The sequence below is a fragment of the Bacillus sp. PS217 genome, assembly GCF_037963535.1.
In the GTDB taxonomy this organism is placed as follows: domain Bacteria; phylum Bacillota; class Bacilli; order Bacillales; family Bacillaceae; genus Bacillus; species Bacillus subtilis.
In genome coordinates, this window is the sequence record NZ_CP150157.1 from 3,639,209 (window position 1) to 3,662,906 (window position 23,698).

The window sequence follows — 23,698 nt, forward strand, 5'->3', positions numbered from 1 at the left end:
AAATGCATGAATCTTTCGCTGTGCCTGCCGACAATCCGCGGCAGCCGTTTTGAGCTGATGACAGATTGAAATCCTGGTTTGCGTTTTTTTACTATTTGTTCATCAAAGTCATCGGCGCATTGCTGTTTTGGGTCAAACCGGGAAGTCAAGTGACCCTTCTTGTTTCCTTTCCTGATAATGCCCGGGCAATATTAAAGGAATATCAGATGGGACACTACTCATTTCCCATTCATGTACTTCTGACCCAGCATGCCAAATCGCTGGAAACAGAATTTCCTGAGCTTACTGTTTCAGTTATTAACGAAAAACACCCGCTTCATATATATAAAGCGGTCTTTTCTATGCTGAGCAGTAAAGCTGTGATTGTTGATAACTATTTTGTTTTGACAACCGTTTTGACCTGCAGACCTGATATCGAGTGTATCCAAGTTTGGCATGCGAATGGAGCGTTTAAACGATTTGGGTTAAAGGATATCAACACACAGAATCGTTCGCGGGCTGACGTGAGACGCTTTCGCAAAGTGTATGCTTCATTTGACCGGATTGTCGTCGGTTCTGAACATATGGCTGACATATTCAAAGAATTCTTCGATATAAAAGGTGATAAATTTCTTCGGTTTGGCGTGCCTTTAACCGATGCTTACTATGAGGTGAAGGAAAACAGCAATGACCTTAAAAGCAAATATCACCTGCCGGCAGAGAAAAAAATCATCCTGTATGCGCCAACCTTTAGGGATCATCAGTTTGAAAGCTTTTCGCTGCCGTTTTCAGAAAAACAGCTGCAGCATGATTTAAAAGGAGAATATTTACTTGCAGTAAAACTTCATCCTGTTATGAAGCAATCTGCTCAATTGCATGGGGATAGTGCGTGGATAAAAGACGTATCAGATCTCCCTCTTGCAGACCTTTTAAAAATGAGTGATCTGTTAATATCAGATTATTCTTCTGTCCCTTTTGAATTTGCTTTGCTGGACAAACCCATTTTGTTTTATACGTATGATATGGAGGCTTACAACAGAACCCGCGGTTTAATCCGCCATTATACAGAGGTAATCCCCGGGGTTCCTTGCCGTGATTCAGGAATGCTCTTGGACCAGCTGAAAGATATGAACAGGCTTCAAGCTGAAGTGGAGCGCTTTTCACGTGAATGGAATCTGTACTCGAGAGGGAATGCCAGCAAGCTGCTTTTAAGCTATGTAAATGAGAAATCAAGCTGATCTTTATATATAATAGAGATCGGTATTGCAAATAATATGAAAACCTTTTATAAAACATTATGAGTTGTAGTAAGGAAGGAGTCATTTTATGATTTATGCTGAGATTCTAGCCGGTGGAAAAGGTTCCCGCATGGGGAACGTCAATATGCCAAAACAGTTTTTGCCATTAAATAAACGCCCAATTATCATTCATACGGTTGAAAAGTTTTTATTAAATGACCGTTTCGATAAGATTTTAATCGTCTCCCCTAAAGAGTGGATTAACCATACAAAAGACATTTTAAAGAAATTTATCGGGCAGGATGATCGCCTGATTGTCGTTGAAGGCGGCAGCGACCGTAATGAATCTATTATGAGCGGCATCCGCTATATTGAAAAAGAATTCGGTATTCAGGATGATGACGTGATCATCACTCACGATTCTGTGCGTCCGTTTCTCACTCATCGCATTATCGATGAAAACATTGATGCTGTTCTTCAATACGGCGCGGTTGATACTGTTATCTCAGCCATTGATACAATTATTGCTTCAGAAGACCAGGAATTTATTTCTGATATCCCTGTCCGCGATAACATGTATCAGGGGCAAACACCGCAAAGCTTCCGGATCAGCAAATTGGTCGAGCTTTATAATAAACTGTCCGATGAGCAAAAAGCTGTCCTTACTGACGCTTGCAAGATCTGCTCGTTAGCAGGTGAAAAAGTGAAGCTGGTCCGCGGTGAAGTCTTTAACATTAAAGTAACGACACCATATGACTTAAAAGTGGCTAATGCCATTTTACAGGAGCGAATTTCACAATGATTAATCAAACATATCGTTTAGTTTCTGCCCGACAATTTGAAGTGACATATAAAGATAAAGTTGTCCATTCAGATAAGGTCGTCGTCCGTCCTACCCATTTATCCATCTGTGCTGCAGACCAGCGTTATTATACTGGCTCACGCGGCAAAGAAGCGATGGACAAAAAACTGCCGATGGCTCTGATCCATGAAGGGATCGGAAAAGTCATGTTTGATCCGACAGGCACATTTAAAGTTGGAACCCGGGTTGTTATGGTGCCAAATACACCGGTTGAAGAGCATGAAGTCATCGCGGAGAATTACCTGCGGTCCAGCAGATTCCGTTCAAGCGGTTATGATGGATTTATGCAGGATTATATGTTCATGGCGCCTGATCGGCTTGTTGAGCTTCCAGACAGCATTAATCCGCATGTCGCAGCCTTCACTGAGCTTATTACAATTGCAGTTCACGCGCTTTCCCGCTTTGAGCGCATGGCGCATAAGAAGCGTGACACATTCGGTGTCTGGGGGGACGGAAATCTCGGATTTATCATGACGCTTCTACTGAAGAAAAAATATCCAGACAGCAAGGTGTTTATTTTCGGAAAAACACCTTACAAGCTTGATCATTTTTCTTTTGTTGATGCAGCTTATCAAATTAACGACATTCCTGAAGATGTCAGAATCGATCATGCCTTTGAATGCGTGGGCGGACGCGGCAGTGAAAGCGCAATTGAACAGATCATTGCCCATGTCCATCCTGAAGCGTGTGTAGCGCTCCTAGGCGTGTCTGAATACCCTGTTGAAATTGAAACAAGAATGGTGCTTGAAAAAGGGATTACGCTGATCGGCAGCAGCCGGAGCGGACGCGAGGATTTTGCCCGTACTGTAGACTTTTTAGCTCAATACCCTGAAGTCGTTGATTATTTAGAAACATTAGTTGGCGGACGCTTCCCGGTACGCAGTATTGAGGAAATTACAAACGCGTTTGAAGCAGATTTGACTTCATCTTGGGGAAAAACTGTTATTGAATGGGAAATTTAAACAGTGAAAACATTCCTTACACGAATTGTAAAAGGAGTATTCGGCACTGCTTATAAACTATTGAGCGCTTTATTACCAGTACAGCACAACAAAATTGTCATAGCTTCCTATCGTGAGGATCATTTAAGTGATAATTTTAAAGGTGTCTATGAAAAGCTGAAGCAAGACCCGTCTCTTCGCATCACCCTGCTGTTCCGCAAGATGGATAAGGGGCTGATCGGACGAGCTGCATATTTGCTTCATCTTTTCAGCTCGTTATATCACCTTGCAACATGCCGCGTGCTTTTGTTGGATGATTATTATTTTCCTTTGTATGTTGTGCCAAAACGAAAGGAAACTGTTGCCATCCAGCTTTGGCATGCTTGCGGCGCGTTTAAAAAATTTGGCTACAGCATTGTGAACAAGCCGTTCGGCCCTTCTTCTGATTATTTGAAGATTGTTCCCGTGCATTCAAACTATGATTATGCCATTGTCAGTGCACCCGCTGCCGTTCCGCATTTCGCCGAAGCCTTTCAAATGGAGCAAAAGCAGATTTTGCCGCTCGGCATTCCAAGAACGGATTACTTTTATCATAAGGAACATATTCGCACTGTACTGGATGAGTTTCATCGGGTTTATCCTGAACTGAAGCATAAAAAAAAGCTTTTGTATGCTCCTACTTTTCGAGGCAGCGGACATCATCAAGAGGGTGACGCTATACCGCTTGATCTGCTACAATTAAAATCGGCGCTAAGCCATAAAGATTATGTCGTGATCCTCCATCTTCATCCGTATATGCGCAAACATGCGCACACGGAAGAGGATGATTTTGTGCTGGATTTAACTGATTCGTACTCTTTGTACGATTTGATGGCAATCTCTGATGGGCTGATAACCGATTATTCTTCAGTTATTTTCGAGTACAGCCTGCTGAAACGTCCGATGTATTTTTACTGCCCGGATTTAGAAGACTACTTGGAAGAACGTGATTTCTACTACCCGTTTGAATCGTTTGTACCCGGGCCGATTTCGAAAGACGTTCCATCGCTTGTACACGATATCGAGAGTGATCACGAGGCTGATACGAAACGTATTGAAGATTTTTCACAGGCATTTATCACCCATCAGGACGGCAAATCTTCAGAGCGGGTAGCCGATTTTATTTCATCATTTTTAACATCTGGTGCCGATTAGGAGAAAGTGAGGTACAAAGTGAAGCTGGCAAGAAAGATTAAGAACAGACTTTTCAGATCAAAAAAGAAAACGCAAAAAGAAAATGCAGCTGTCATTGTCCATCCAGCTGATAACAGGGTTTTTTCTCTATTTGATAAAACGAAGCGAATTGAAGAAAACCAGCAAGTCCCTGTCAGAAAGATTTCTGAGTTTTCTTGGAATGGGTCAATTCTAAAAATTGCGGGTTATATGTATATCAAGGGCCTGCCGCTTCAAAAAGAGGATCAGGTTCGAAAACGTTTATTATTGGTGAACAACGGTGTTTTATTTACAGCTGTTTCACTGCGGGATGTTCCGGTAGATAAGCTGTCAATTGATACTTCAAATGTGCCTGGAGCCTATAAGTGGGCAGGATTTTCACAGCAGATTAACTTTTCTAAGCTGATGAATGACAAGCCTCTTCCGCAGGGCGAGTATAAGCTGTTTCTCGAGATTGAAGCTGTAGATGACCAAAATGTAAAACATCAGGAAGTGCATACAGTCGGAAATGTAAGTAATTTCCTCTCTAATGATGTGTATGCCACAAAAATGGAATTTCATTCTGCTAAAAAGCTGATGAAGTTCAATTTGATCGTTAATTATGATGAGGGCGAAAAGACGATTAATTTGTCTTGCAACAAACTGCAGGAAATTGATCCGAGCCTTTTGGAGCTGGATACTGGAAAAGAGGCAAACCGCTTTTTGCGCAAGCTGAATACAAGCTTATTCCATTTTGCTTATGATGTATTCCGCCTGCTTCCAATTAAGTCTAATAAAATTGTCTTTGCTTCTGACAGCCGACTTGATATGACAGGAAACTTCGAATTTGTTTATGAAGAGCTGCTGAAACGTGAAGAAAATTTTGATTTCAAATTTTTCTTAAAGAGCAGCATTCGAGATAGAAAAAGCCTGTCTGAACTGATGTCGATGGCTTATCATTTCGCGACAAGCAAAATCATTTTTATAGATGATTTTTATCCGATTATTTATCCGTTAAAAATCCGTAAAAATGCGGACCTTGTCCAGCTATGGCATGCTGTCGGCGCCTTTAAGACATTCGGCTACAGCCGAATCGGTCTGCCGGGAGGACCGTCACCGCATTCGAAAAACCATAGAAACTACACGAAGGTTATTGTCAGCTCTGAAAATATACGGAAGCACTACGCAGAGGGCTTTGGGGTAGACATTGAGAACGTCATTGCTACGGGCGTACCGCGAACAGACTTTTTCTTTGATGAAGCGAAGAAGGCATTTGTAAAAGAACGCCTTTACACGGAATATCCGTTTCTAAAGGACAAAAAGGTCATTCTTTTTGCTCCAACCTTCCGCGGAAACGGTCAGCAATCAGCTCATTATCCTTTTGAAGTGCTTGATTTTGACCGTCTGTATCGAGAGTTAAAGGATGAATATATCTTCTTATTCAAAATTCATCCATTCGTACGAAACGATGCCAATATACCTTATCAGTACAGCGATTTCTTTTATGATTTCTCTTCGTTCAGGGAAATTAACGAGCTATTGCTCGTAACAGATATTCTGATAACGGATTACTCTTCTGTTTGCTTTGAGTATGCTTTATTAAATAAACCAATGATCTTCTTCAGCTATGATGTAGATGATTATATTCGCAAACGTGATTTCTATTACGATTACTTTGACTTTATTCCTGGCCCTCTTGCGAAAACGTCTGAGCAAATGATTTCGATCATTAAAGAAGAGAAGTATAACTTTGAGCAAATTGATTCATTTGTTCATTATTTCTTCGATGATCTTGATGGAAAAGCAAGTGAGCGAGTCGTCGATCAAATTGTTTTCCCTCAGGAAGAAGAGCCATCAGAGGATAAAGTTCTTAAAAGATAAATCAAAAACACCTTTTGCAGCCGCAAAAGGTGTTTTTTTTATCGATATTCCGGAACATCAAAGTAAAGTGTATAGCCGTCCAGCAATGAATACAGGCTGTACATGCGGTTTACTTGTTTGTACGCCCAGCCGATGTCTGTTGCGTATTGATGTGTCGCTGTAGCTGACCATCTCATTTTGTACAGCGTGTCCTGATTGTAAGCTGTGTTGTGGATATACGATGAGCCTATGAATTTAGCTCCGCCGATAATGGCCGCTTCAGGTGTGAACCAGCCCTGCTCGTACGCATATTTGGCTCCGTAGTAATTCGGATTGCTGTCGTATGCTCCAATTCCATACATGTTGTATACGGTTTTTCCGTTATAGGTTAATCCATTGGCTAAGGCGGATGTCCCGTTTCCTGTTTCAAGAAGAGCGTGTGAGATTAAATACAGTTCGTTGATGCTATATTGATTGGCGGCATCGATAAATGCCTTTGCTCTCCCTGTCAGGATGCCTTTACCCGCAAGCACTTTCTGATTGACCTCAGTAACGCTGAGACCCGCTGTCTGTGACAGCTTGAGAAATTGGAAGTAGTATTTGCTGTCTCTGGAAAAGTTATTCGGATCCACGTATTGAACTACTTCATCACTGCTTGCGTTTCGCCAGCCCAAATTGATCTTAGCCCAGCCGTTTATCTGTCCGATGATTTTCACTTTATCGCCTTTTTTAAATTGGCCGATCACGTTTGTCGGGCTGACTTCCGGCGTTGACCGGATATTTAGTACATCAGCCGTAACGGTTGATGTTGCTGTATTAATGTACGTGAGCGATACGTAAGCCGCTCCGTCTGTTTGCGGACTTACTGTCATTTGTTTTTGGACCATATCACGAAGCGAGAGATTGTAATTTGTTTTCATGATTTGCGGACCGTTTTTGATCTTCACGATAGATGATGTCCATCCGTATAATTGTTTTAGCTTCGTTGATGCCGCAGCAGCTGTATCATTGCCTGTGAACTGCTCATTTACGCTGATTTTATAAAGAGTATTGCTTTTCGTTGTATAGCTCGGGGTTACACTTTTCGATTTAAGATAGGTTAACCCATTATTCAATGCTGTTTTGCTGCTGAGCTGTGTTGTCACGATTTTGTATTGTGTATATGCTGTCTGGCCTGTTTTTGATGTTGTGACTGCGATATGATTTTGTTTGAAAAATGTTAAAACGCGGTCAATCTCTTCTTGGCTGATGATAGCTTCAGTTGTGATTTGATAGCTGCTCGCAGCTGTCTGACCGGTTTTCTGGCTTGCTGCTGATATATGATTCGATTTGAAAAACGTGAGTGCCTGATTGACTTTCGTTTGATCAAGCAGAGATTCGGTTGTGATTTTAAACGTGTCAGCTATTTGTTTTTTGACGGATTTCGCAGAAGCACTCAGCTGATTTTGCTTTAATATGTTCAAGCCCTTTGTGACTTTTGCTTGATCTGATGTTTCTTCTGAGATGAGCTGATATTGATTTTCTGCTGTTGATCCAGCTGCTGTTTTTGCAGCTTTTACTTTTTTCTGAGCAAAGAAGGCTGCTGCTTTGTTTGCTTGCTGCTCGCCTAAAATCTTTGCCGTCGTGATTTGATAAGCAGCAGACGTTGTCGTTTTTTTGACGCTGGATGACGTGTAATGCCATTTTTTCTTTTTAAAGAAAGTGTCTATTTTTTGGAGCTGCTGTTTTGTTATACCCTTCATATTCACGGTATATGATGTGCTTTTTCCAACCTGTTGATAACTGCCGGATACGCCAGTGTTTTTCTTGATTTGGCTGATGGCGTCCTTTACTGTACTCAGCCCTTTGAAATAAGCTGATTGGACATTGTATGACTCAACGGTTGTTTTTTGATTGATGGACTTGTAGCTGCCTGTGATGCCAGTGCTCTGTTTCAGCTGCTGCAATAGAGTTTTGGCATTGGCTTCACCTGAAATGGCGGCAGTTGTAAACGTATAATAGGCTTGCCCTTTCACTGTTTCCTTTAATGATGCCTGCAGCCCAGATTCCTTTTGGAAGGCGTTTTTGATCTGCGCTGCTCTGCTGTCTCCCACGATTGTGCCAGACTGAATGGTTGTGACAGACACCGTGTGTGTGATGGGCTGATACGAGCTTTTAATCCCCGTTTGCTTGGCCAGGCTCTGGATAAGCGCCTTGACTTTTGTCTCATCAGCAATGTCTGATGTCATGACGTTCATATAGGGCTGAGCTGCTCCGTAAGCTTTTACAGCGCCAGCCACTCCCGTCTCCTGTTTCAGCTTTGCTAGGATAGTGTTGGCCTGTTTTTCTCCGGAGATGGCACCTGACGAGATGGTGACATATGGCTGTTTGCTTCCAACAGGACTTGACGTTCCTGTAATCGATGTCTGTTTGGCGAGTCCGCTCAGTATTGCTTTCGCTTCTGATTCGCTATGAATGCCTGAAGCGGAAATTTGGTAGGTCGTTGTTGTGCCTGAAGCCTGATAGGATGCATCCCAGCCAGTATCTTTTTCCAGTTTGGCGACAGCTTGTGAGGCTTGGCTTTCTGTACTGAACGTATTCGACGGCTCTACTTTATATAGTGAGTAGTCGGTATACGCGGCTGCCTGGGCAGAACCAGACATGGCAAAAAAGGCAAGGGACGCGGCGGATAGAAGCATAGGTGCGATTAGTCTCTTTTTCATTCCTTCTCCTCTTTCTTATTCTATGAGTATATAAAACTAGTTTATTTATCGGCACGCGCATGCTTCATTTATAGGTGAATCACTTCCATTTTCTAATAAAAAAAACTTAACCTCGAAGTGAGATTAAGTTTAAATATGAGACACGATAAGGGTACAAGTTCCTTTTATCGTAAAATCGGGCATTTGAGCCGGCAAAATAAAGTGATCACCTTTTTTGAGCGGACATGTTTTGTCCTCATACTTGAGCAAACCGCTTCCTTCTATCACGCTGCAAATCAGAAAGGATTCATCCTGAGTCATTTCAGCTTCGCCATTGATGTCCCATTTATACACCGAAAAATATTCCCCTTGAACAAACGTTTTAATGGTTATGCCTTTTCTTGATTCGGTCGATTCATCTATATACCCGTCCACATGGGGAACCGTGGCGGCATTGACCGCTTTGGCAAAATGAAGCTCTCTCGGACTTCCGTTGCTATCAAGACGGTCATAATCGTACACCCGGTATGTGGCATCTGAATTTTGCTGAGTCTCTAAAACAAGGGCCCCCTTGCACAATGCGTGCAGCGTTCCGCTCGGCACATAATAGAAATCACCCGGTTTAATTTTGATTCTTCGCAGCAGGCCCTCCCAGTCACCGCTGTTGATCATTGTGACAAGTTCGGTTTTTGAGCGGGCCGTATGCCCGTAAATGATTTCTGCGTTTTCCTTACAGTCGATAATGTACCAGCATTCCGTCTTGCCGAGTTCTCCCTCTTCGTTTTCTCCGGCATAGTAATCATCAGGGTGAACTTTAATTGACGTATCTTCCTTCACATCCAGCAGCTTTGTCAGAAGCGGGAACCGATCCCCCTCTACGCCGCCGAATACTTCACGGTGCTCTTCCCAAAGCTCGATCAATGTCTTTCCTTTATACGGGCCATTTGCAACAGTGCTCGGTCCTTTTGGATGAGCGGAAATGGCCCAGCATTCCCCCGTTGATTCTGAAGGAATACTGTATCCAAATCTATCTCGTAAAGCGGTTCCGCCCCAGATTTTTTCTTTAAACACAGGCGTTAGAAAAATCGGTGATTGCGTCATGATCCGTACCCCTCCCCTGTAAATAACTGATCATCATTTTCCCGGTGCGCCCCTCTTACAAACGCCCGTATAAGCTGCCTTTTTCCGATGACAACATATGTACAAAGCATCATCTTTTCATTACCCCTTCAAAGAAAACGCTTCCTATCTATTATATCACGTCGAAAAGAAGCTTTGTTTCAGCCTTTTCCTCGATAAGAATAATTCTCCTTTTTTGATACAAATTAATAAAAACCGTCAAACTGTTTACGAAGGAGAGAAACTATGCAAATCGACTCTGATCTCCAGAACAATTTAGACACACTGAAAAAAACATTGGGACAAAACGACGATATGATGTTTTATACATTTGCTTTCGGAGATAGCAGACAAAAGGCGTGTTTACTGTATATTGACGGTCTGACAGAGAATAAAATGCTGGCACAATACGTCATTTCTCCTTTACAAAAAGAGGCGTTAGCCCATAAGGAATGCTCGATTGAAGACTTATCCGCCTTTTTTTTCGGCTTTCACCACAGCGTTGTTTCTACAATGAAAGAAATAGAGCAGCTCGTTTTTTCAGGGCAAGCCATTTTGCTCGCTGATGGCTATCGCGGAGGATTAGCTTTCGACACAAAGTCAGTCGCAACACGCAGTCTTGATGAACCCTCCTCCGAAGTCGTGGAACGCGGCCCTAAAATAGGATTTATTGAAAAACTGCGGACAAACACGGCGCTTTTGCGTGAACGGACGAGTGATCCTAATCTCGTCATCAAAGAAATGACACTCGGAAAAAGGACCAAAAAGAAAATCGCTGTCGCTTATATTCAGGATATCGCCCCAGATTATGTCGTCAAAGAAGTGTTTAAAAGGCTGAAATCAGTCAATATAGATAATTTGCCGGAATCGGGGACGCTTGAACAGCTGATTGAAGACGAACCATTTTCAATTTTCCCCACAATATTAAGCACAGAACGACCGGACCGGGTCGAAAGTTCTCTATTAGAAGGGCGAGTGTCCATATTAGTGGATGGTACGCCGTTTGCTTTGATTGTACCGGCTACGGTTGACGAATTTATTCATTCGCCCGATGATTACAGCCAGCGCTGGATCCCAATGTCACTTGTACGCCTTCTTCGTTATTCCAGCATCCTGATCACCATTTATTTGCCCGGTCTGTATATTTCTCTCGTTTCTTTTCACACCGGGCTATTGCCGACTAGAATGGCCATTTCCATTGCAGGCAGCAGGCTTAACGTACCATTCCCGCCTTTTGTAGAGGCCTTTATCATGATCTTTACGATCGAATTGATTCGAGAAGCCGGATTAAGGCTGCCTAAGCCGATTGGACAGACAATTGGCCTTATCGGCGGGGTCGTCATCGGACAGGCAGCTGTTCAGGCGCAAATTGTCAGTGCGCTTATGGTCATTGTCGTTTCTGTCACAGCACTGGCATCCTTTACCGTTCCTTCATACGCCTATAACTTTCCGCTGCGGATCATTCGGATCGGGGTTATGATAAGTGCAACAGCGCTTGGCATGTATGGCGTTATAATGGTTTATCTGTTTGTGATCGGCCATCTCATGCGCCTGAAAAGCTTTGGACAGGATTACATTATCCCGATCATGGCGCAGCCTGGACAGGATTTGAAAGACACAGTCATCCGTATTCCCACGATGTTTTTAAAAAGAAGACCGACACGAAACGATCCCGAAGATAACATCAGACAAAGGTGATGGCTATGAGGAAATCAGAGCATAAACTGACATTTATGCAGACGCTCATTATGATCAGCAGCACATTGATTGGTGCCGGGGTGCTGACCCTTCCCCGCTCAGCCGCCGAAACCGGCAGTCCGAGCGGATGGCTAATGATACTGCTCCAGGGCGTTATTTTTATTATCATCGCTCTGCTTTTTTTGCCTTTTCTTCAAAAAAACAGCGGAAAAACTCTTTTTAAGCTCAACAGCATTGTAGCTGGAACATTCATCGGCTTTCTATTGAATTTATATATCTGTCTATATTTCATTGGGATTGTTTGCTTTCAAGCTCGGATTTTGGGAGAGGTTGTCGGATTCTTTTTGTTGAAAAATACGCCAATGGCAGTTGTGGTGTTTATATTTCTTGTCGTTGCCATCTATCATGTAGGCGGAGGCGTTTATTCAATTGCAAAAGTATACGCTTATATTTTTCCTATAACCCTTATTATTTTTATGATGCTTCTGATGTTCAGCTTTCGCTTGTTCCAGCTTGATTTTATCCGGCCGGTATTTGAAGGAGGCTATCAAAGCTTTTTCTCTTTATTCCCAAAAACATTATTATATCTCTCCGGATTTGAAATCATTTTTTACCTGGTCCCCTTTATGAGAGATCCAAAGCAAGTGAAAAAGGCTGTTGCTCTGGGCATCGCGACTTCCACATTGTTCTACAGCATTACTTTGCTCATTGTGATTGGCTGTATGACTGTGGCTGAGGCAAAAACGGTGACATGGCCGACCATTTCCCTTATTCACGCATTAGAGGTTCCGGGTATTTTTATTGAACGATTTGATTTGTTCTTACAGCTGACCTGGACAGCCCAGCAATTTGCCTGTATGCTCGGATCCTTTAAAGGCGCCCATATCGGGTTAACGGAAATCTTTCATCTGAAAAATAAAAACAATGCATGGCTGCTGACTGCAATGCTGGCTGCGACGTTTTTCATAACGATGTACCCCAAGGACTTGAATGACGTGTTTTATTACGGGACGCTTCTTGGATATGCTTTCTTAATTGTGATTACAATTCCATTCTTCGTCTGGTTTTTAAGCTGGATACAGAAAAAATTAGGGAGGGGGCAGCTGCAATGAAAACAGCATCAAAATTCTCCGTCATGTTTTTTATGCTGCTGGCCCTCTGCGGGTGCTGGGATGTCAAAGATATCGAGCAACTATCCTTCGCCAGAGGGCTGGCGATCGATGAGACAAATGATCACCAGTACAAACTGACGTATCAAAACCTTCTTCCCCAAAGCGAAGACAGCCAAGCATCCGGAAAACCCGAATTTGTTAATGTAACGTCCCACGGGAAAACGATTCTGGAAGCAGTCAGTGATGTATCCATCAAGGACCCTCCTGTTTATAGCGATCATTTAAAAGTGATCCTTCTGGGAGAAAAACTGATGAGGAATCAAAATGTAGACCAAGTCCTCAACCACTTTATCCGGGATGATGAGCTGCGGCGAAGCAGCTATTTGATGGCAGCCAGAGGGAATGCAGCTGATGTTTTCACAAAAGGAAACCCCAATCAGCAGCAGCCGATGCCCTCCGAAAAACTGATTGATTTGACAACTCACAGCGGGTATAACGGTAAGATTATGATACCGCTGCGCATCGGAAGAGCTTCTGTCTACTCTCAGAACGGGTACAGTTATCTTATTCAAGCCGTGAAAAACGAAAAGGGAAAAGCCAAGTATGACGGAGCAGGCATTATCAAAAGGGGCAGCAATAAACTCGTTGGGTTTCTTTCAGCTGATGAAACCCAAACACTGTCATGGGTCATGGGGACGATCCAAGGCGGTGTCATGCCGACGACAGATAAAGGACATCCGATTACGTTTGAAATCAAAAAGTCGAAAACCAAAATTAAGCCTATCATTGAAAACGGAAAGCCTATCTTTCATATTTCTGTTAAAACGAAGGGCATCCTGACAGAAGACCAAAACCCGAATGAAAACTCCTTTAGCAAAAGTTATTTGCACAGGCTGGAAAACATTTTTGAAAAAAAGCTTGAACGAGATGTAAAGCAGGTGATGGATAAACTGCAGCACGAGTATAAAACCGATCCGGTCTTTTTATCAGACCACATAAGGATTCAACACCCTGACTACTGGAATAAAGTAAAAGGGCATTGGGAGGAAATATTTTCTGAGACTGATTTTAAGTACGATATTTCTTTTAAAATCATTAACTTTGGCACGGTGGGAAAGTAAGCAATCAAAAGGGTGCGCATGATCGCGCACCCTTTTTTATGTTCCGACAGTCTGCTGTTTTCCGGCCGATCCTCCCTGTCCGTTTTTGTCCCGTAAATCCTGCTCAATTTCTTCAAGGCTTTTTCCCTTTGTCTCTGTCACTTTAAATCGGACAAATAAGAACGCCATGATACCGATCGCAGCATAAATCAGGAATAAATAACTGATTCCGATCGCTTCCATTAATATTGGATAGGTTAATGAAACAATCAGTGTCCCAACGTGCAACATTAAGGTCGAAACACCGGTCCCGATTCCTCTGACGTGAAGCGGGAACAATTCAGGAAGCATCACCCACACAACCGGTCCCCAGCTGACCGCAAAGACAACGATAAACACGCCTAAACAAATGACGGTCGTCCATGAGGCAGCCGGAGTGTTATCGAAAAAGAGATTTACTAAAGCGAGAACGATCAAGCTGATCACCATGCCCGCATTCCCGAATAGCAGTAACGGCTTTCTTCCAATCTTGTCGATGATTTTAATCGCTACTAATGTCATGACAACATTGACTGTGCCGATTCCGACCGTGCCTAAAATCGAAGCGGAGTTTCCGAATCCGACGTTTGTAAAGGTCTTTGGCGCATAGTAGATGATCGTATTCGTTCCGATAAATTGCTGCAAAAAAGCGAGTCCCAAACCGGCAATAAGCGCTGGGCGCACCCATGGATCGAACAGCTCCTTCAGGCCGCCTTCATCCTGCTTTTCCGCTTCTTTTATATCATGTATTTCCTGATCAATATCTTTTGTGCCACGCAATTTTTCAAGAATGTTCTTCGCTTTGCTTTCTTCGCCATTCGTGAACAGCCAACGCGGGCTCTCCGGCATAAACAAAATGCCAATGAGCAAGAGCAATGACGGCACAGCAGCCAATCCAAGCATCCAGCGCCACGCTTCGGCATCTGCAAATATGTAATTGACAATGTAAGAAAGAAGGATGCCGACCGTGATCATCAGCTGATTCAGTGATGACAGCGCCCCACGTTTATGTTTTGGCGCCAGTTCAGATAAATAAAGGGGCACGATTGTCGTCGATGTTCCGACTGCAAGTCCCAAAATGATGCGAAACAGCACCATGACTCCCGTATTTGGGGCCAGTGCCACACCAAGACCGCCTATACAAAACAGCAGCGCGGCTGCCATAATTGCTTTTTTTCTTCCGAAACGGTCAGTCAGCTTGCCGGCCGCTCCTGAGCCCAATATCGCCCCAACCAGCAAGGAGCTGACAACAAGACCTTCTGTAAACGCGTTTAAGCCTAACTCCTTTTTCATAAATAAAATAGCTCCGGAAATCACTCCGGTATCATAGCCATATAACGCGCCTCCAAGAGCTCCGAAAAAATAAAGCCATATATTTGACTGCTTTTTCATAAAGATGACTCCCTTTCTCCATCAGCTGCAATGACATTGTCTGTGGGATTTTTTTAGAAATCTTTTAGCCTCTTTTTCCGGCCATTAAACCTTTTTATTTTGCTGATCATAAGTTTTCCAATCATTTACTTGTATTTTTTTCAATGTCGCCGAAACATTTTACCTGCTGCGGCGTCCAATATAAGGTGATTCAGCACATTATCGTTATCAATTTTCAAAAACAAGAACTTATAAATATAGGAATATTTATCGAAAAATGTCTTTCGAGTAGTTGCCCCATGGCAAATAGAATGGTACGCTTCAAATATTAAAGAAACGTGAGGTATTGATATATGGAAGAACGATCACAGCGCAGAAAGAAAAAAAGAAAACTAAAAAAATGGGTGAAAGTTGTTGCAGGATTAATGGCTTTTTTAGTCATTGCGGCAGGCTCTGTCGGCGCCTATGCTTTTGTAAAGCTGAACAATGCTTCTAAGGAAGCTCATGTCAGCCTTGCACGCGGAGAACAATCTGTAAAACGGATCAAAGAATTTGATCCTGGAAAAGATTCTTTTTCTGTATTGCTCTTAGGAATTGATGCCAGGGAGAAAAACGGCGAGACCGTCGATCAGGCAAGAAGTGACGCGAATGTGCTGGTTACATTTAATCGGAAAGAAAAAACAGCTAAAATGCTGAGCATTCCGCGTGACGCCTATGTAAACATCCCAGGCCACGGGTATGATAAATTCACACATGCTCACGCTTACGGCGGCGTTGACTTAACTGTGAAAACAGTTGAAGAAATGCTGGATATTCCAGTCGATTATGTCGTAGAAAGCAATTTCACGGCTTTTGAAGACGTCGTAAACGAGTTAAATGGCGTCAAAGTAACTGTAAAAAGCGATAAAGTCATTCAGCAAATCAAAAAAGATACAAAAGGTAAAGTCGTTCTTCAAAAAGGAACACATACGCTTGATGGGGAAGAAGCGCTCGCTTACGTAAGAACACGTAAAGCGGACAGTGACCTTTTACGCGGGCAAAGACAAATGGAAGTGCTGAGCGCCATTATAGATAAATCAAAATCATTGAGCTCAATTCCGGCATATGATGATATTGTGGATACGATGGGGCAAAATTTAAAAATGAACTTATCCCTTAAAGATGCCATCGGCCTGTTCCCGTTCATCACTTCATTGAAATCAGTTGAGTCTATTCAGCTGACGGGTTATGATTATGAACCTGCCGGAGTCTATTATTTCAAATTGAATCAGCAAAAGCTGCAGGAAGTTAAAGAAGAGCTGCAAAACGATTTAGGTGTATAATGAACGGGATGGCGATTACGCCATCCCGTTTTACATATTTCCTTGTTGAAAATTATCAAAGTAACGTTTAGCCTTAATTTATATGGATTATGTTTCACAGGCAAGCTGAACATACTACACGAAGCAGCTTCATTTTTAAGGAGGTTCCCCTACATATGAAATGTATTGCGATTGATCTAGACGGAACATTACTGAATAAAGAAAGCGTCATTTCTGCGGAAAACAGAGAGGCGATCAAGCGGGCCGTTGATGCCGGCATCCTCGTCACCATTTGCACGGGAAGAGCGACATTTGATGTAAAAGCGCTGCTGGATGACTTGGACATCCCTATCATTGCAGCTAATGGCGGTACGATCCACGACACGGGTTACCGTTTGATCAGCCGGACATTAATGGATCAGGAAGCCGGTAAAGCGATTGCTGATTACTTACTTTCAAAAAACATTTACTTTGAGGTATATACAGATGACCATCTGCTTTCTCCTTTTGACGGCGAAGCTAAGCTGCACGCGGAGCTTGACATTCTAAAGAGCGCAAACCCAAACGAGCAGGCGGATGAATTGTGGCAGGGAGCCATGACTCAATTCAAACAGTTTGGCATTAAACCAATCCCTCATATCGAATCGGTTTTTGACGGCGGTGAAAACATTTATAAGCTTCTTTGCTTCTCCTTTGATATGGACAAGCTGAAACAAGCGAAGGAAGAACTGAAGCATCATAAAAAACTGGCGCAAACCTCTTCAGGAAAACATATTATCGAAATCCTGCCGGCCTCGTCAGGAAAAGGACGCGCGTTAACAAAGCTGGCTGACCTATACGGAATTGAAACACAGGATATCTATGCGATCGGCGATAGTCCAAACGATTTGTCCATGTTTGAAGTCGCCGGACACCGTATCGCCATGGAAAATGCGATTGATGAATTAAAAGAAAAAAGCACCTTTGTCACAAAAAGCAATGACGAAAATGGTGTGGCCTACTTTATAGACCAGCTTCTTTCAGGACAATATGCATAAAGAAAAGACTCCAGAGATTGGAGTCTTTTTCTTTTATTGCACCCGTATACTTCCTGCGTATTTATCCTTCCAATATGTGCTCGTGTTCATATTGGTGATGGTCACGCCGTTTGATAATGTGACATGAACAACTTGTCCGTTTCCGATATAGATGGAGGGATTTAAGCTTGTTGATTGAAAGAACACAATGTCTCCCGGCTTCAGGTCCGCCTTCTCAATCTTAGTTCCGGCATTGTACTGGCTTGTTGCGTATCGAGGCAGGGAAATGCCAGCTGCTTTCTGGTAGACATATTGGACAAATCCAGCTGTATCAAATCCTGTCTCAGGTGTTACTCCGCCCTGTTTGTAAGGCACTTCTCCGACATAAAGCGTCGCTTCGGAAACAATCGGATTTTCTTTCGGGATTGTCAGGTTGTCAAATCGGCGAATACCCGTCATCTTCGATTTCCAGTAATCCTCTGACAAATAGGAAATGGTTACTTTTTCTGACCGGCTTGCCTGAATGAACCTGCCTGCGCCCGCATAAATGCCTGCATGTGAAATTCCCGTTTTATACGTATTGCTGAAATAGACGACATCACCAGGCTTTATGTTCTGAGGGGCTACCTTCTCGCCCACTGCCCACTGCTGTTCGGCTGATCGCGGCAGATAAATGCCAAGTGCCTGTTGAAACACATATTGCACAAGCCCCGAGCAATCAAAGCCCTCTGACGGCGTGCTTCCGCCAAACACATATGGGACACCGATATATTTTTCGGCCTCCTGAACGACAGGAACATCAGCCGTTGCCGGATCGGCAGCGATTCGTCTCGCCCCGATATAAGTTCCGCTCCAATAGCTGCTTTGTTTGTAATTGGTGATGATAACCCCTTTTGACTGTGTACTGTGAACCATTTGGCCGTCTCCGATATAAAGGGCGTCATGTGTCGGAACAGTGCCGGTGCTTCCCTCTTTCTTGAAAAACAAAATATCACCCGGCTTCAGGTTTTCCGGCTTTACAGCTGTTCCGATTTTATACTGGTCGTTTACAGATCTCGGCAGATGAATATCAGCCTTACTGAACACATATTGTATCAATCCTGATGGATCGAAACCCTCTTTCGGCGTTTCCCCGCCATATTTATACTGATATCCAAGCAGGTTTTTTGCTTCGCTGACAATCAATTCTGATGATGTATCAGCTTCCGCAATCTCCGCTTTTGTCATAATTGGAACCAAAAAACAAATGATAACCGCCACAAGCAAAAACTTCTTCCAGTTTGCCAGTGTGTTCACTTTTATTATCTCCTCCTCTTTTTGCAGTTTTAACATCGGTATTTTTTTGAATATGTTAAGAGACTTTTTAATATTTTTACAGAATGAATATGCTGGGCAAATAAAAAGAGAGTGTCTCCTCAGACACTCTCTTTTTTGAATTATTTATTGGCGTTTACCGGTTCTTCCTGCTGTTGGATTTTATTCATTTCCATATCAATCTTCTGTTTTTCCTGATCTGTCAGCTGATCATTGAATTTAAAAGCTGACATAAACATGAACACGATGGCTACGGCAACAAACGGCCAGATGGCTTTGACAAATTTCATCTTTATCACTCCGTTTATTTAGATTTTAGTTTGTCACTATGATCAATATCAAACGTCAGTTTTCCGTCTTCTACTTTCCAAGCGAAATTAGAGTCTTTCGTCAGTTCGCGAATAATGGTTTTCTGTTTAAGGCTGTCTTTTTTCACAGGTGCAGGTGTCGCTTCATGGATATCGATCGGTGTCACTTCAAAGCGTCCTGTTCCATTTTTCTTCAGGTGATACTGAACCAGTGCACTGTCTCTTGTTCTCGTCCAGCCTTGGTCAAAGACAAAGTTGCCGAGGCTGTAGAAAATGACGGTTCCGTTATATACTTCAATCGGTTCTAAGACGTGCGGGTGATGGCCGACGATGATGTCAGCTCCCGCATCAGACATGGCTCTTGCAAGCTGTCGCTGGCGGTCGTTTGGATCATTGTCATACTCTTGGCCCCAGTGTGACTGCACAACAACGATGTCCGCATGTTTTTTCGCTTCTGAAATCATAGGGATGAAGATTTCAGGATCTGCGGGCAGCACGCCCGGCGTATTCTTTTTAGCCGCGAAACCTTTCCCGGACACATCGGTAAAGCCAAGCGTCGCAATCGTTACCCCGTTGACTTTCTGGTACGAAATTTTCTTTTTCGCATCACTTAAGCTGTATCCCGCTCCAACGATATCAAGGTTTTGCTTCGCAAATTCTCCAAGCGTATCTTTCATGCCCTGAACGCCGTAATCCATTGCGTGGTTGTTTGCGCTGTTGAGAACCGTGAAATTCATGTCCTTCAAGACTTTCACTGATTCCTTATTCGTCTGCAGATGAATCTCTTTATCTGCTTGTTTATAATTCTTTTGATAGGTTACCGGGTTTTCAAAGTTTCCTGCTACATAATCCGAGGCTCTAAAGATCGGTTCAACATATTGAAAAATACTGTCTGCCCCTTTTTGCTCCGTTACTTTTTCAACATAGCGTCCCATCATAATATCGCCTACAAATGAGGCTGAGAGTACGTCGTCAGAATACGTTTTGACCTTCGGCGTTTCCGCTTTTCCCGCCCACATGAAAGCGAACATAAGGACAAAAACGATCGGAATGGCAATAAATACGTGCTTATTGGTTTTCTTTTTTTGCTGTTTTGTCAGCTTTAGCAGCTTTTCATGAAAGCTCAGTTCTTTTTTCATCGTTTGACACACCTTACATTAAATTAAGTAGTAAACAAACATGATAGCAAAGGTCGCTCCGCTCAATAGCAGCGTGCTTCCGAACGTAATGGTTAAACCTTGTTTCTGAATGGTATTGGCAATTAAACCTGGCACGATGATGCCGATTCCTCGAAATTCTGCGATTTCAAATGGTACAATCGGGTATAGAAAATCAAACGCGATTTTTAGGACGATCCCTGTTATCAGCATGGCAGCGAATTTTCTGCGTCCGTACAAAATCATAAATTTGGATAAACCGTATTTCACAATAACATAAGTGAGCAAGCTCACTAGCAAAACAAGTAAAATAAAGACCGGCTGATTAAACACAAGTCCTAAATATCCCGGTACAACAAGTCCTGCTGGCACGATCCCTGTTTTTTCCGCAAAAATTAAACTGAGTAGTACACCTAAAATTAGTGCGATGTATAAATCTGATCCGAACATGTTTGCATTTCCCCCTAGCTTACGAGCTGCTTAACCTTGTATTCGTGGATTTTTTCAATTAAAGGCTCTGCGGCACCATGAATATTGCCGACGCCATATATGACACGGTTGTGCATTCTTTTCTTTAACAATTCCATAATTTCATCTGTTGACTTATACTCTAGATCATGCAGTTTGTCTGCAGGAATTTTGCCTTCTTCGTAGGCTTTTACGATCGGTTCTGTTGTTTCACCGATTAAGATCAGTTCACTTGCTTCAATATAAGGCAATACGTCATTTGCGAATTGCTGTGTCCGATCGACACGGTCTGCGCGGCAGTTCATGATGATGATCGGATCATCGGTCGGGTAACCGATTTCTTTTACACGTTTCCATATATTCAAAGTAGAAGAAGCGTCGTTTGCGGCAAACCCATTAACAAAGTGCCCAGGCTCGCTCGGACTGATCAGCGGAAGAATTCTCATTGCTCCCGGATCTGGCGGCGCATTCAGCATTCCCTTAAATGCTGTTTCTTCATCAATGCCGAGTGCTTGAGCTACACCCAGCGCCAGAGAAGCGTTATCAGGGAATACCATGTATTCAAATTTACGTAAATACTCATCTGTAATTTTTGAGTTATCAGCAATGATGACTTTTGTGTTTCGTTCTTTTGCTTTTTGTTTAAAGAACTCGGTATATTCACTATCTGTAATGACAAGATGGCCATTATAAGGAATTGTAGCGGTAAACGCTTCTGCAATTTCATCAAGCGTCGGCCCCATGACATCCATATGGTCTTCTAAAACATTCACAATGACGCCGATATTGGCCTGCAGAAGTTCTTCCTGAAAGATGATTTGATAATCTGGGTTAACAGCCATGCATTCACTGACAATCGCGTTAGCCCCTCTTTCTACTGTTTCTCTCATGACTTCTTTTTGCTCTCCGATATTCGGCCCCTGAGGTTTCCGTTTAATCGGCTTTTCCTCCGGTGTGTCCCAGTAAATCATTCTTGCATCTGTTCCTGTTGTTTTTCCAACAGTCTTGTAACCGGCTTCTATTAATATTCCGGTTGTCAGCCTTGTCACAGTCGATTTTCCGCGGATGCCGTTAATATTCACCCGAACAGGGAGGGCATCAATGTTTTTCTGATGTCGTCGTTTTTCTAATATTCCGATGACCAGTATGACAGCACAGGCTATAATGAGTAACCACATTGCTTTTCGACATCTCCTTCTATATTGTTGTAAATTCATTCATCAGTATATAGAATCACTATGAATTCTCAATCGGCATTATGTAACATAATCTTCCCTAATCGACTAAGCCAAACTTCTCTTTTGAAAGAGATTTTATACCTACAAACTGTTTTCTATTTTTGGAAAACAGCAGGACTTATACCTCATCACTTTTTTTAAAAATCGAAGAGAATGCGCTTTCATTTTTCCCCTGATATCCTTCTGGACGTATAGTCACACCCTGGTGTTTGTGTTTAATATGCATTTCAAATCAATCTTTTTTTCAGCCTGTGTTATCAAGCATCTCCTGCTATCATGCGTGTTTCCGGTTCTTATGAACACAAAATAGTTTTATCCTGTTTCTTAAGGACAAGGTCATAATGTCATCCTTTCTGCATGGAATAAGCAATATGAGGCCCATTCCAAAATGACTAAGGAGGTTCGAGATGAAAACGCTAAACATACGAGTCCGAATTCTCTAACATAATTAAACATTTTCTGGGATGATAGTCTTTTCTGTTTCTCACCATTTACAGGTCTAAACGCATGACTTTGAAACAATTTTAATAAAACTTAATATTTGTTCAAGAAATCTTCATCCATATTTGTGAAGACTTTGTCAAAAAAAGAGTGAAAACCTTAAATTTTTCAATTATATATACAATTTACAAGTAGATTTCTTTTGATATTTTTATTGCTAACTTTGGATTGTTCATGATAATCTATCTATGTAAACGGTTACATAAACAAGGAGGAGCTGTTTTGGCTACAATTAAAGATGTCGCCGGAGCGGCGGGCGTTTCAGTTGCGACGGTTTCCCGCGTCCTGAATGAGAATGGCTATGTACACGAAGAAACGCGAACGCGTGTCATAGCGGCGATGGCGAAGCTGAACTATTACCCGAATGAAGTCGCCAGATCTCTATATAAAAGAGAATCCCGACTGATCGGACTTTTGCTCCCGGATATCACAAACCCTTTCTTCCCCCAGCTTGCCCGCGGTGCGGAGGATGAATTGAACCGGGAAGGCTATCGCCTTATTTTCGGCAACAGTGACGAGGAATTGAAAAAAGAACTTGAATACCTTCAAACCTTTAAGCAAAATCATGTCGCAGGCATTATTGCCGCAACAAATTACCCGGATCTCGAGGAATACAGCGGCATGAATTATCCAGTTGTTTTTCTGGACAGAACACTTGAAGGGGCTCCTTCTGTGTCCAGTGACGGCTATACAGGAGGAAAGTTAGCCGCTCAGGCTATCATTCACGGAAAAAGCCAGCGCATTACGCTCTTGAGAGGACCCGCTCACCTGCCGACCGCTCAAGACCGATTTAACGGCGCTTTGGAAATCTTAAAGCAGGCTGAAGTTGATTTTCAGGTCATTGAGACAGCTTCATTTTCAATTAAAGATGCACAATCGATGGCGAAGGAGCTGTTTGCCGCTTATCCAGCGACAGATGGTGTGATCGCGAGTAATGATATTCAAGCCGCTGCCGTTTTACATGAAGCATTGCGGCGCGGAAAAAACGTGCCGGAGGACATTCAAATTATCGGCTATGATGACATTCCGCAAAGCGGACTTCTGTTCCCGCCACTTTCTACAATTAAACAGCCCGCATATGATATGGGGAGAGAAGCTGCCAAACTGCTTTTGGGTATCATCAAAAAACAGCCGCTGGCAGAAACGGCAATTCAAATGCCTGTCACCTATATAGGAAGAAAGACGACAAGAAAGGAAGATTAAG

Annotated in this window: 19 protein-coding genes; 11 read left to right on the top strand and 8 right to left on the bottom strand. The window is 42.8% G+C overall.

The annotated features are described in order from the left end of the window. The first annotated feature begins 65 nt into the window (after positions 1–65). The 5 genes from NSQ83_RS18840 (at position 66) to NSQ83_RS18860 (ending at position 6,092) form a co-directional block, all read left to right on the top strand. A complete protein-coding gene (locus NSQ83_RS18840) occupies positions 66–1,217 on the top strand; it encodes a CDP-glycerol glycerophosphotransferase family protein (RefSeq protein ID WP_088327095.1) in 1,152 nt (383 codons plus the stop codon). A gap of 88 nt (positions 1,218–1,305) precedes the next feature. Next, complete coding sequence (locus NSQ83_RS18845) at positions 1,306–2,019, top strand: 2-C-methyl-D-erythritol 4-phosphate cytidylyltransferase (RefSeq protein ID WP_003235520.1); 714 nt, start codon at positions 1,306–1,308, stop codon at positions 2,017–2,019. Beyond that, the gene (locus NSQ83_RS18850) at positions 2,016–3,041 is read left to right on the top strand and encodes a ribitol-5-phosphate dehydrogenase (protein WP_003235523.1); all 1,026 of its coding nucleotides are present in this window, start codon (positions 2,016–2,018) and stop codon (positions 3,039–3,041) included. The genes NSQ83_RS18845 and NSQ83_RS18850 overlap by 4 nt, the downstream gene beginning before the upstream one ends. Positions 3,042–3,044: 3 nt before the next feature. After that, on the top strand, positions 3,045–4,214 hold the full coding sequence (locus NSQ83_RS18855; RefSeq protein ID WP_088327097.1) for a CDP-glycerol glycerophosphotransferase family protein: 1,170 nt from the start codon (positions 3,045–3,047) through the stop codon (positions 4,212–4,214). A gap of 18 nt (positions 4,215–4,232) precedes the next feature. After that, entirely contained in the window at positions 4,233–6,092 is a 1,860-nt protein-coding gene (locus tag NSQ83_RS18860; protein ID WP_015384814.1) for a CDP-glycerol glycerophosphotransferase family protein, read from the top strand. Between the two features lie 38 nt (positions 6,093–6,130). Here the strand turns inward: NSQ83_RS18860 and lytD are convergent, their stop codons facing one another. Continuing rightward, positions 6,131–8,773, bottom strand: a complete 2,643-nt coding sequence (lytD, locus tag NSQ83_RS18865; protein WP_088327098.1) for a beta-N-acetylglucosaminidase LytD — start codon at positions 8,771–8,773, stop codon at positions 6,131–6,133. 129 nt (positions 8,774–8,902) lie between these two features. After that, complete coding sequence (manA, locus tag NSQ83_RS18870) at positions 8,903–9,853, bottom strand: mannose-6-phosphate isomerase, class I (RefSeq protein WP_032722626.1); 951 nt, start codon at positions 9,851–9,853, stop codon at positions 8,903–8,905. A gap of 264 nt (positions 9,854–10,117) precedes the next feature. Between manA and gerBA the strand changes: the two genes are divergently transcribed. Genes gerBA through gerBC form a run of 3 tightly spaced genes read left to right on the top strand, consistent with a single transcriptional unit; the run spans position 10,118 to position 13,802 of the window. Beyond that, positions 10,118–11,569 carry a spore germination protein GerBA gene (gerBA, locus tag NSQ83_RS18875; protein WP_003243291.1) on the top strand — a complete coding sequence of 484 codons (1,452 nt, stop codon included), beginning with the start codon at positions 10,118–10,120 and terminating at the stop codon, positions 11,567–11,569. Positions 11,570–11,574: 5 nt separating this feature from the next. Further along, the gene (gene gerBB, locus NSQ83_RS18880) at positions 11,575–12,681 is read left to right on the top strand and encodes a spore germination protein GerBB (protein WP_163182241.1); all 1,107 of its coding nucleotides are present in this window, start codon (positions 11,575–11,577) and stop codon (positions 12,679–12,681) included. Continuing rightward, positions 12,678–13,802, top strand: coding sequence for a spore germination protein GerBC (gene gerBC, locus NSQ83_RS18885; RefSeq protein WP_163182242.1), 1,125 nt, complete (start codon positions 12,678–12,680; stop codon positions 13,800–13,802). The genes gerBB and gerBC overlap by 4 nt, the downstream gene beginning before the upstream one ends. A 36-nt stretch (positions 13,803–13,838) precedes the next feature. On the opposite strand, the gene NSQ83_RS18890 is transcribed toward gerBC, so the two are convergent. Continuing rightward, positions 13,839–15,212 (bottom strand): sugar porter family MFS transporter, encoded by a 1,374-nt coding sequence (locus NSQ83_RS18890; protein WP_024571920.1) that lies wholly within the window; start codon positions 15,210–15,212, stop codon positions 13,839–13,841. A gap of 332 nt (positions 15,213–15,544) precedes the next feature. Here NSQ83_RS18890 and tagT point away from each other — a divergent pair, with 332 nt between their 5' ends. Next, complete coding sequence (tagT, locus tag NSQ83_RS18895; RefSeq protein ID WP_014478157.1) at positions 15,545–16,513, top strand: polyisoprenyl-teichoic acid--peptidoglycan teichoic acid transferase TagT; 969 nt, start codon at positions 15,545–15,547, stop codon at positions 16,511–16,513. Positions 16,514–16,668: 155 nt separating this feature from the next. Then, complete coding sequence (gene ywtE / locus NSQ83_RS18900; protein ID WP_217024077.1) at positions 16,669–17,529, top strand: 5-amino-6-(5-phospho-D-ribitylamino)uracil phosphatase YwtE; 861 nt, start codon at positions 16,669–16,671, stop codon at positions 17,527–17,529. A 33-nt stretch (positions 17,530–17,562) separates the two neighbouring features. On the opposite strand, the gene pgdS is transcribed toward ywtE, so the two are convergent. The 5 genes from pgdS to pgsB form a co-directional block, all read right to left on the bottom strand. Next, positions 17,563–18,804, bottom strand: a complete 1,242-nt coding sequence (gene pgdS, locus NSQ83_RS18905; protein WP_038430050.1) for a gamma-DL-glutamyl hydrolase — start codon at positions 18,802–18,804, stop codon at positions 17,563–17,565. Positions 18,805–18,944: 140 nt separating this feature from the next. Then, complete coding sequence (edmS, locus tag NSQ83_RS18910) at positions 18,945–19,112, bottom strand: extrachromosomal elements maintenance protein EdmS (RefSeq protein ID WP_003227896.1); 168 nt, start codon at positions 19,110–19,112, stop codon at positions 18,945–18,947. Positions 19,113–19,126: 14 nt separating this feature from the next. Next, positions 19,127–20,269, bottom strand: a complete 1,143-nt coding sequence (gene pgsA / locus NSQ83_RS18915; RefSeq protein WP_003243306.1) for a capsular polyglutamate synthetase PgsA — start codon at positions 20,267–20,269, stop codon at positions 19,127–19,129. An 18-nt stretch (positions 20,270–20,287) separates the two neighbouring features. Then, complete coding sequence (gene pgsC, locus NSQ83_RS18920; protein WP_003227889.1) at positions 20,288–20,737, bottom strand: poly-gamma-glutamate biosynthesis protein PgsC; 450 nt, start codon at positions 20,735–20,737, stop codon at positions 20,288–20,290. Between the two features lie 14 nt (positions 20,738–20,751). Beyond that, entirely contained in the window at positions 20,752–21,933 is a 1,182-nt protein-coding gene (gene pgsB, locus NSQ83_RS18925; protein ID WP_003227883.1) for a poly-gamma-glutamate synthase PgsB, read from the bottom strand. Positions 21,934–22,716: 783 nt separating this feature from the next. Between pgsB and NSQ83_RS18930 the strand changes: the two genes are divergently transcribed. Beyond that, complete coding sequence (locus NSQ83_RS18930; protein ID WP_029726015.1) at positions 22,717–23,697, top strand: LacI family DNA-binding transcriptional regulator; 981 nt, start codon at positions 22,717–22,719, stop codon at positions 23,695–23,697. The last annotated feature ends 1 nt before the right edge of the window (position 23,698 follow it).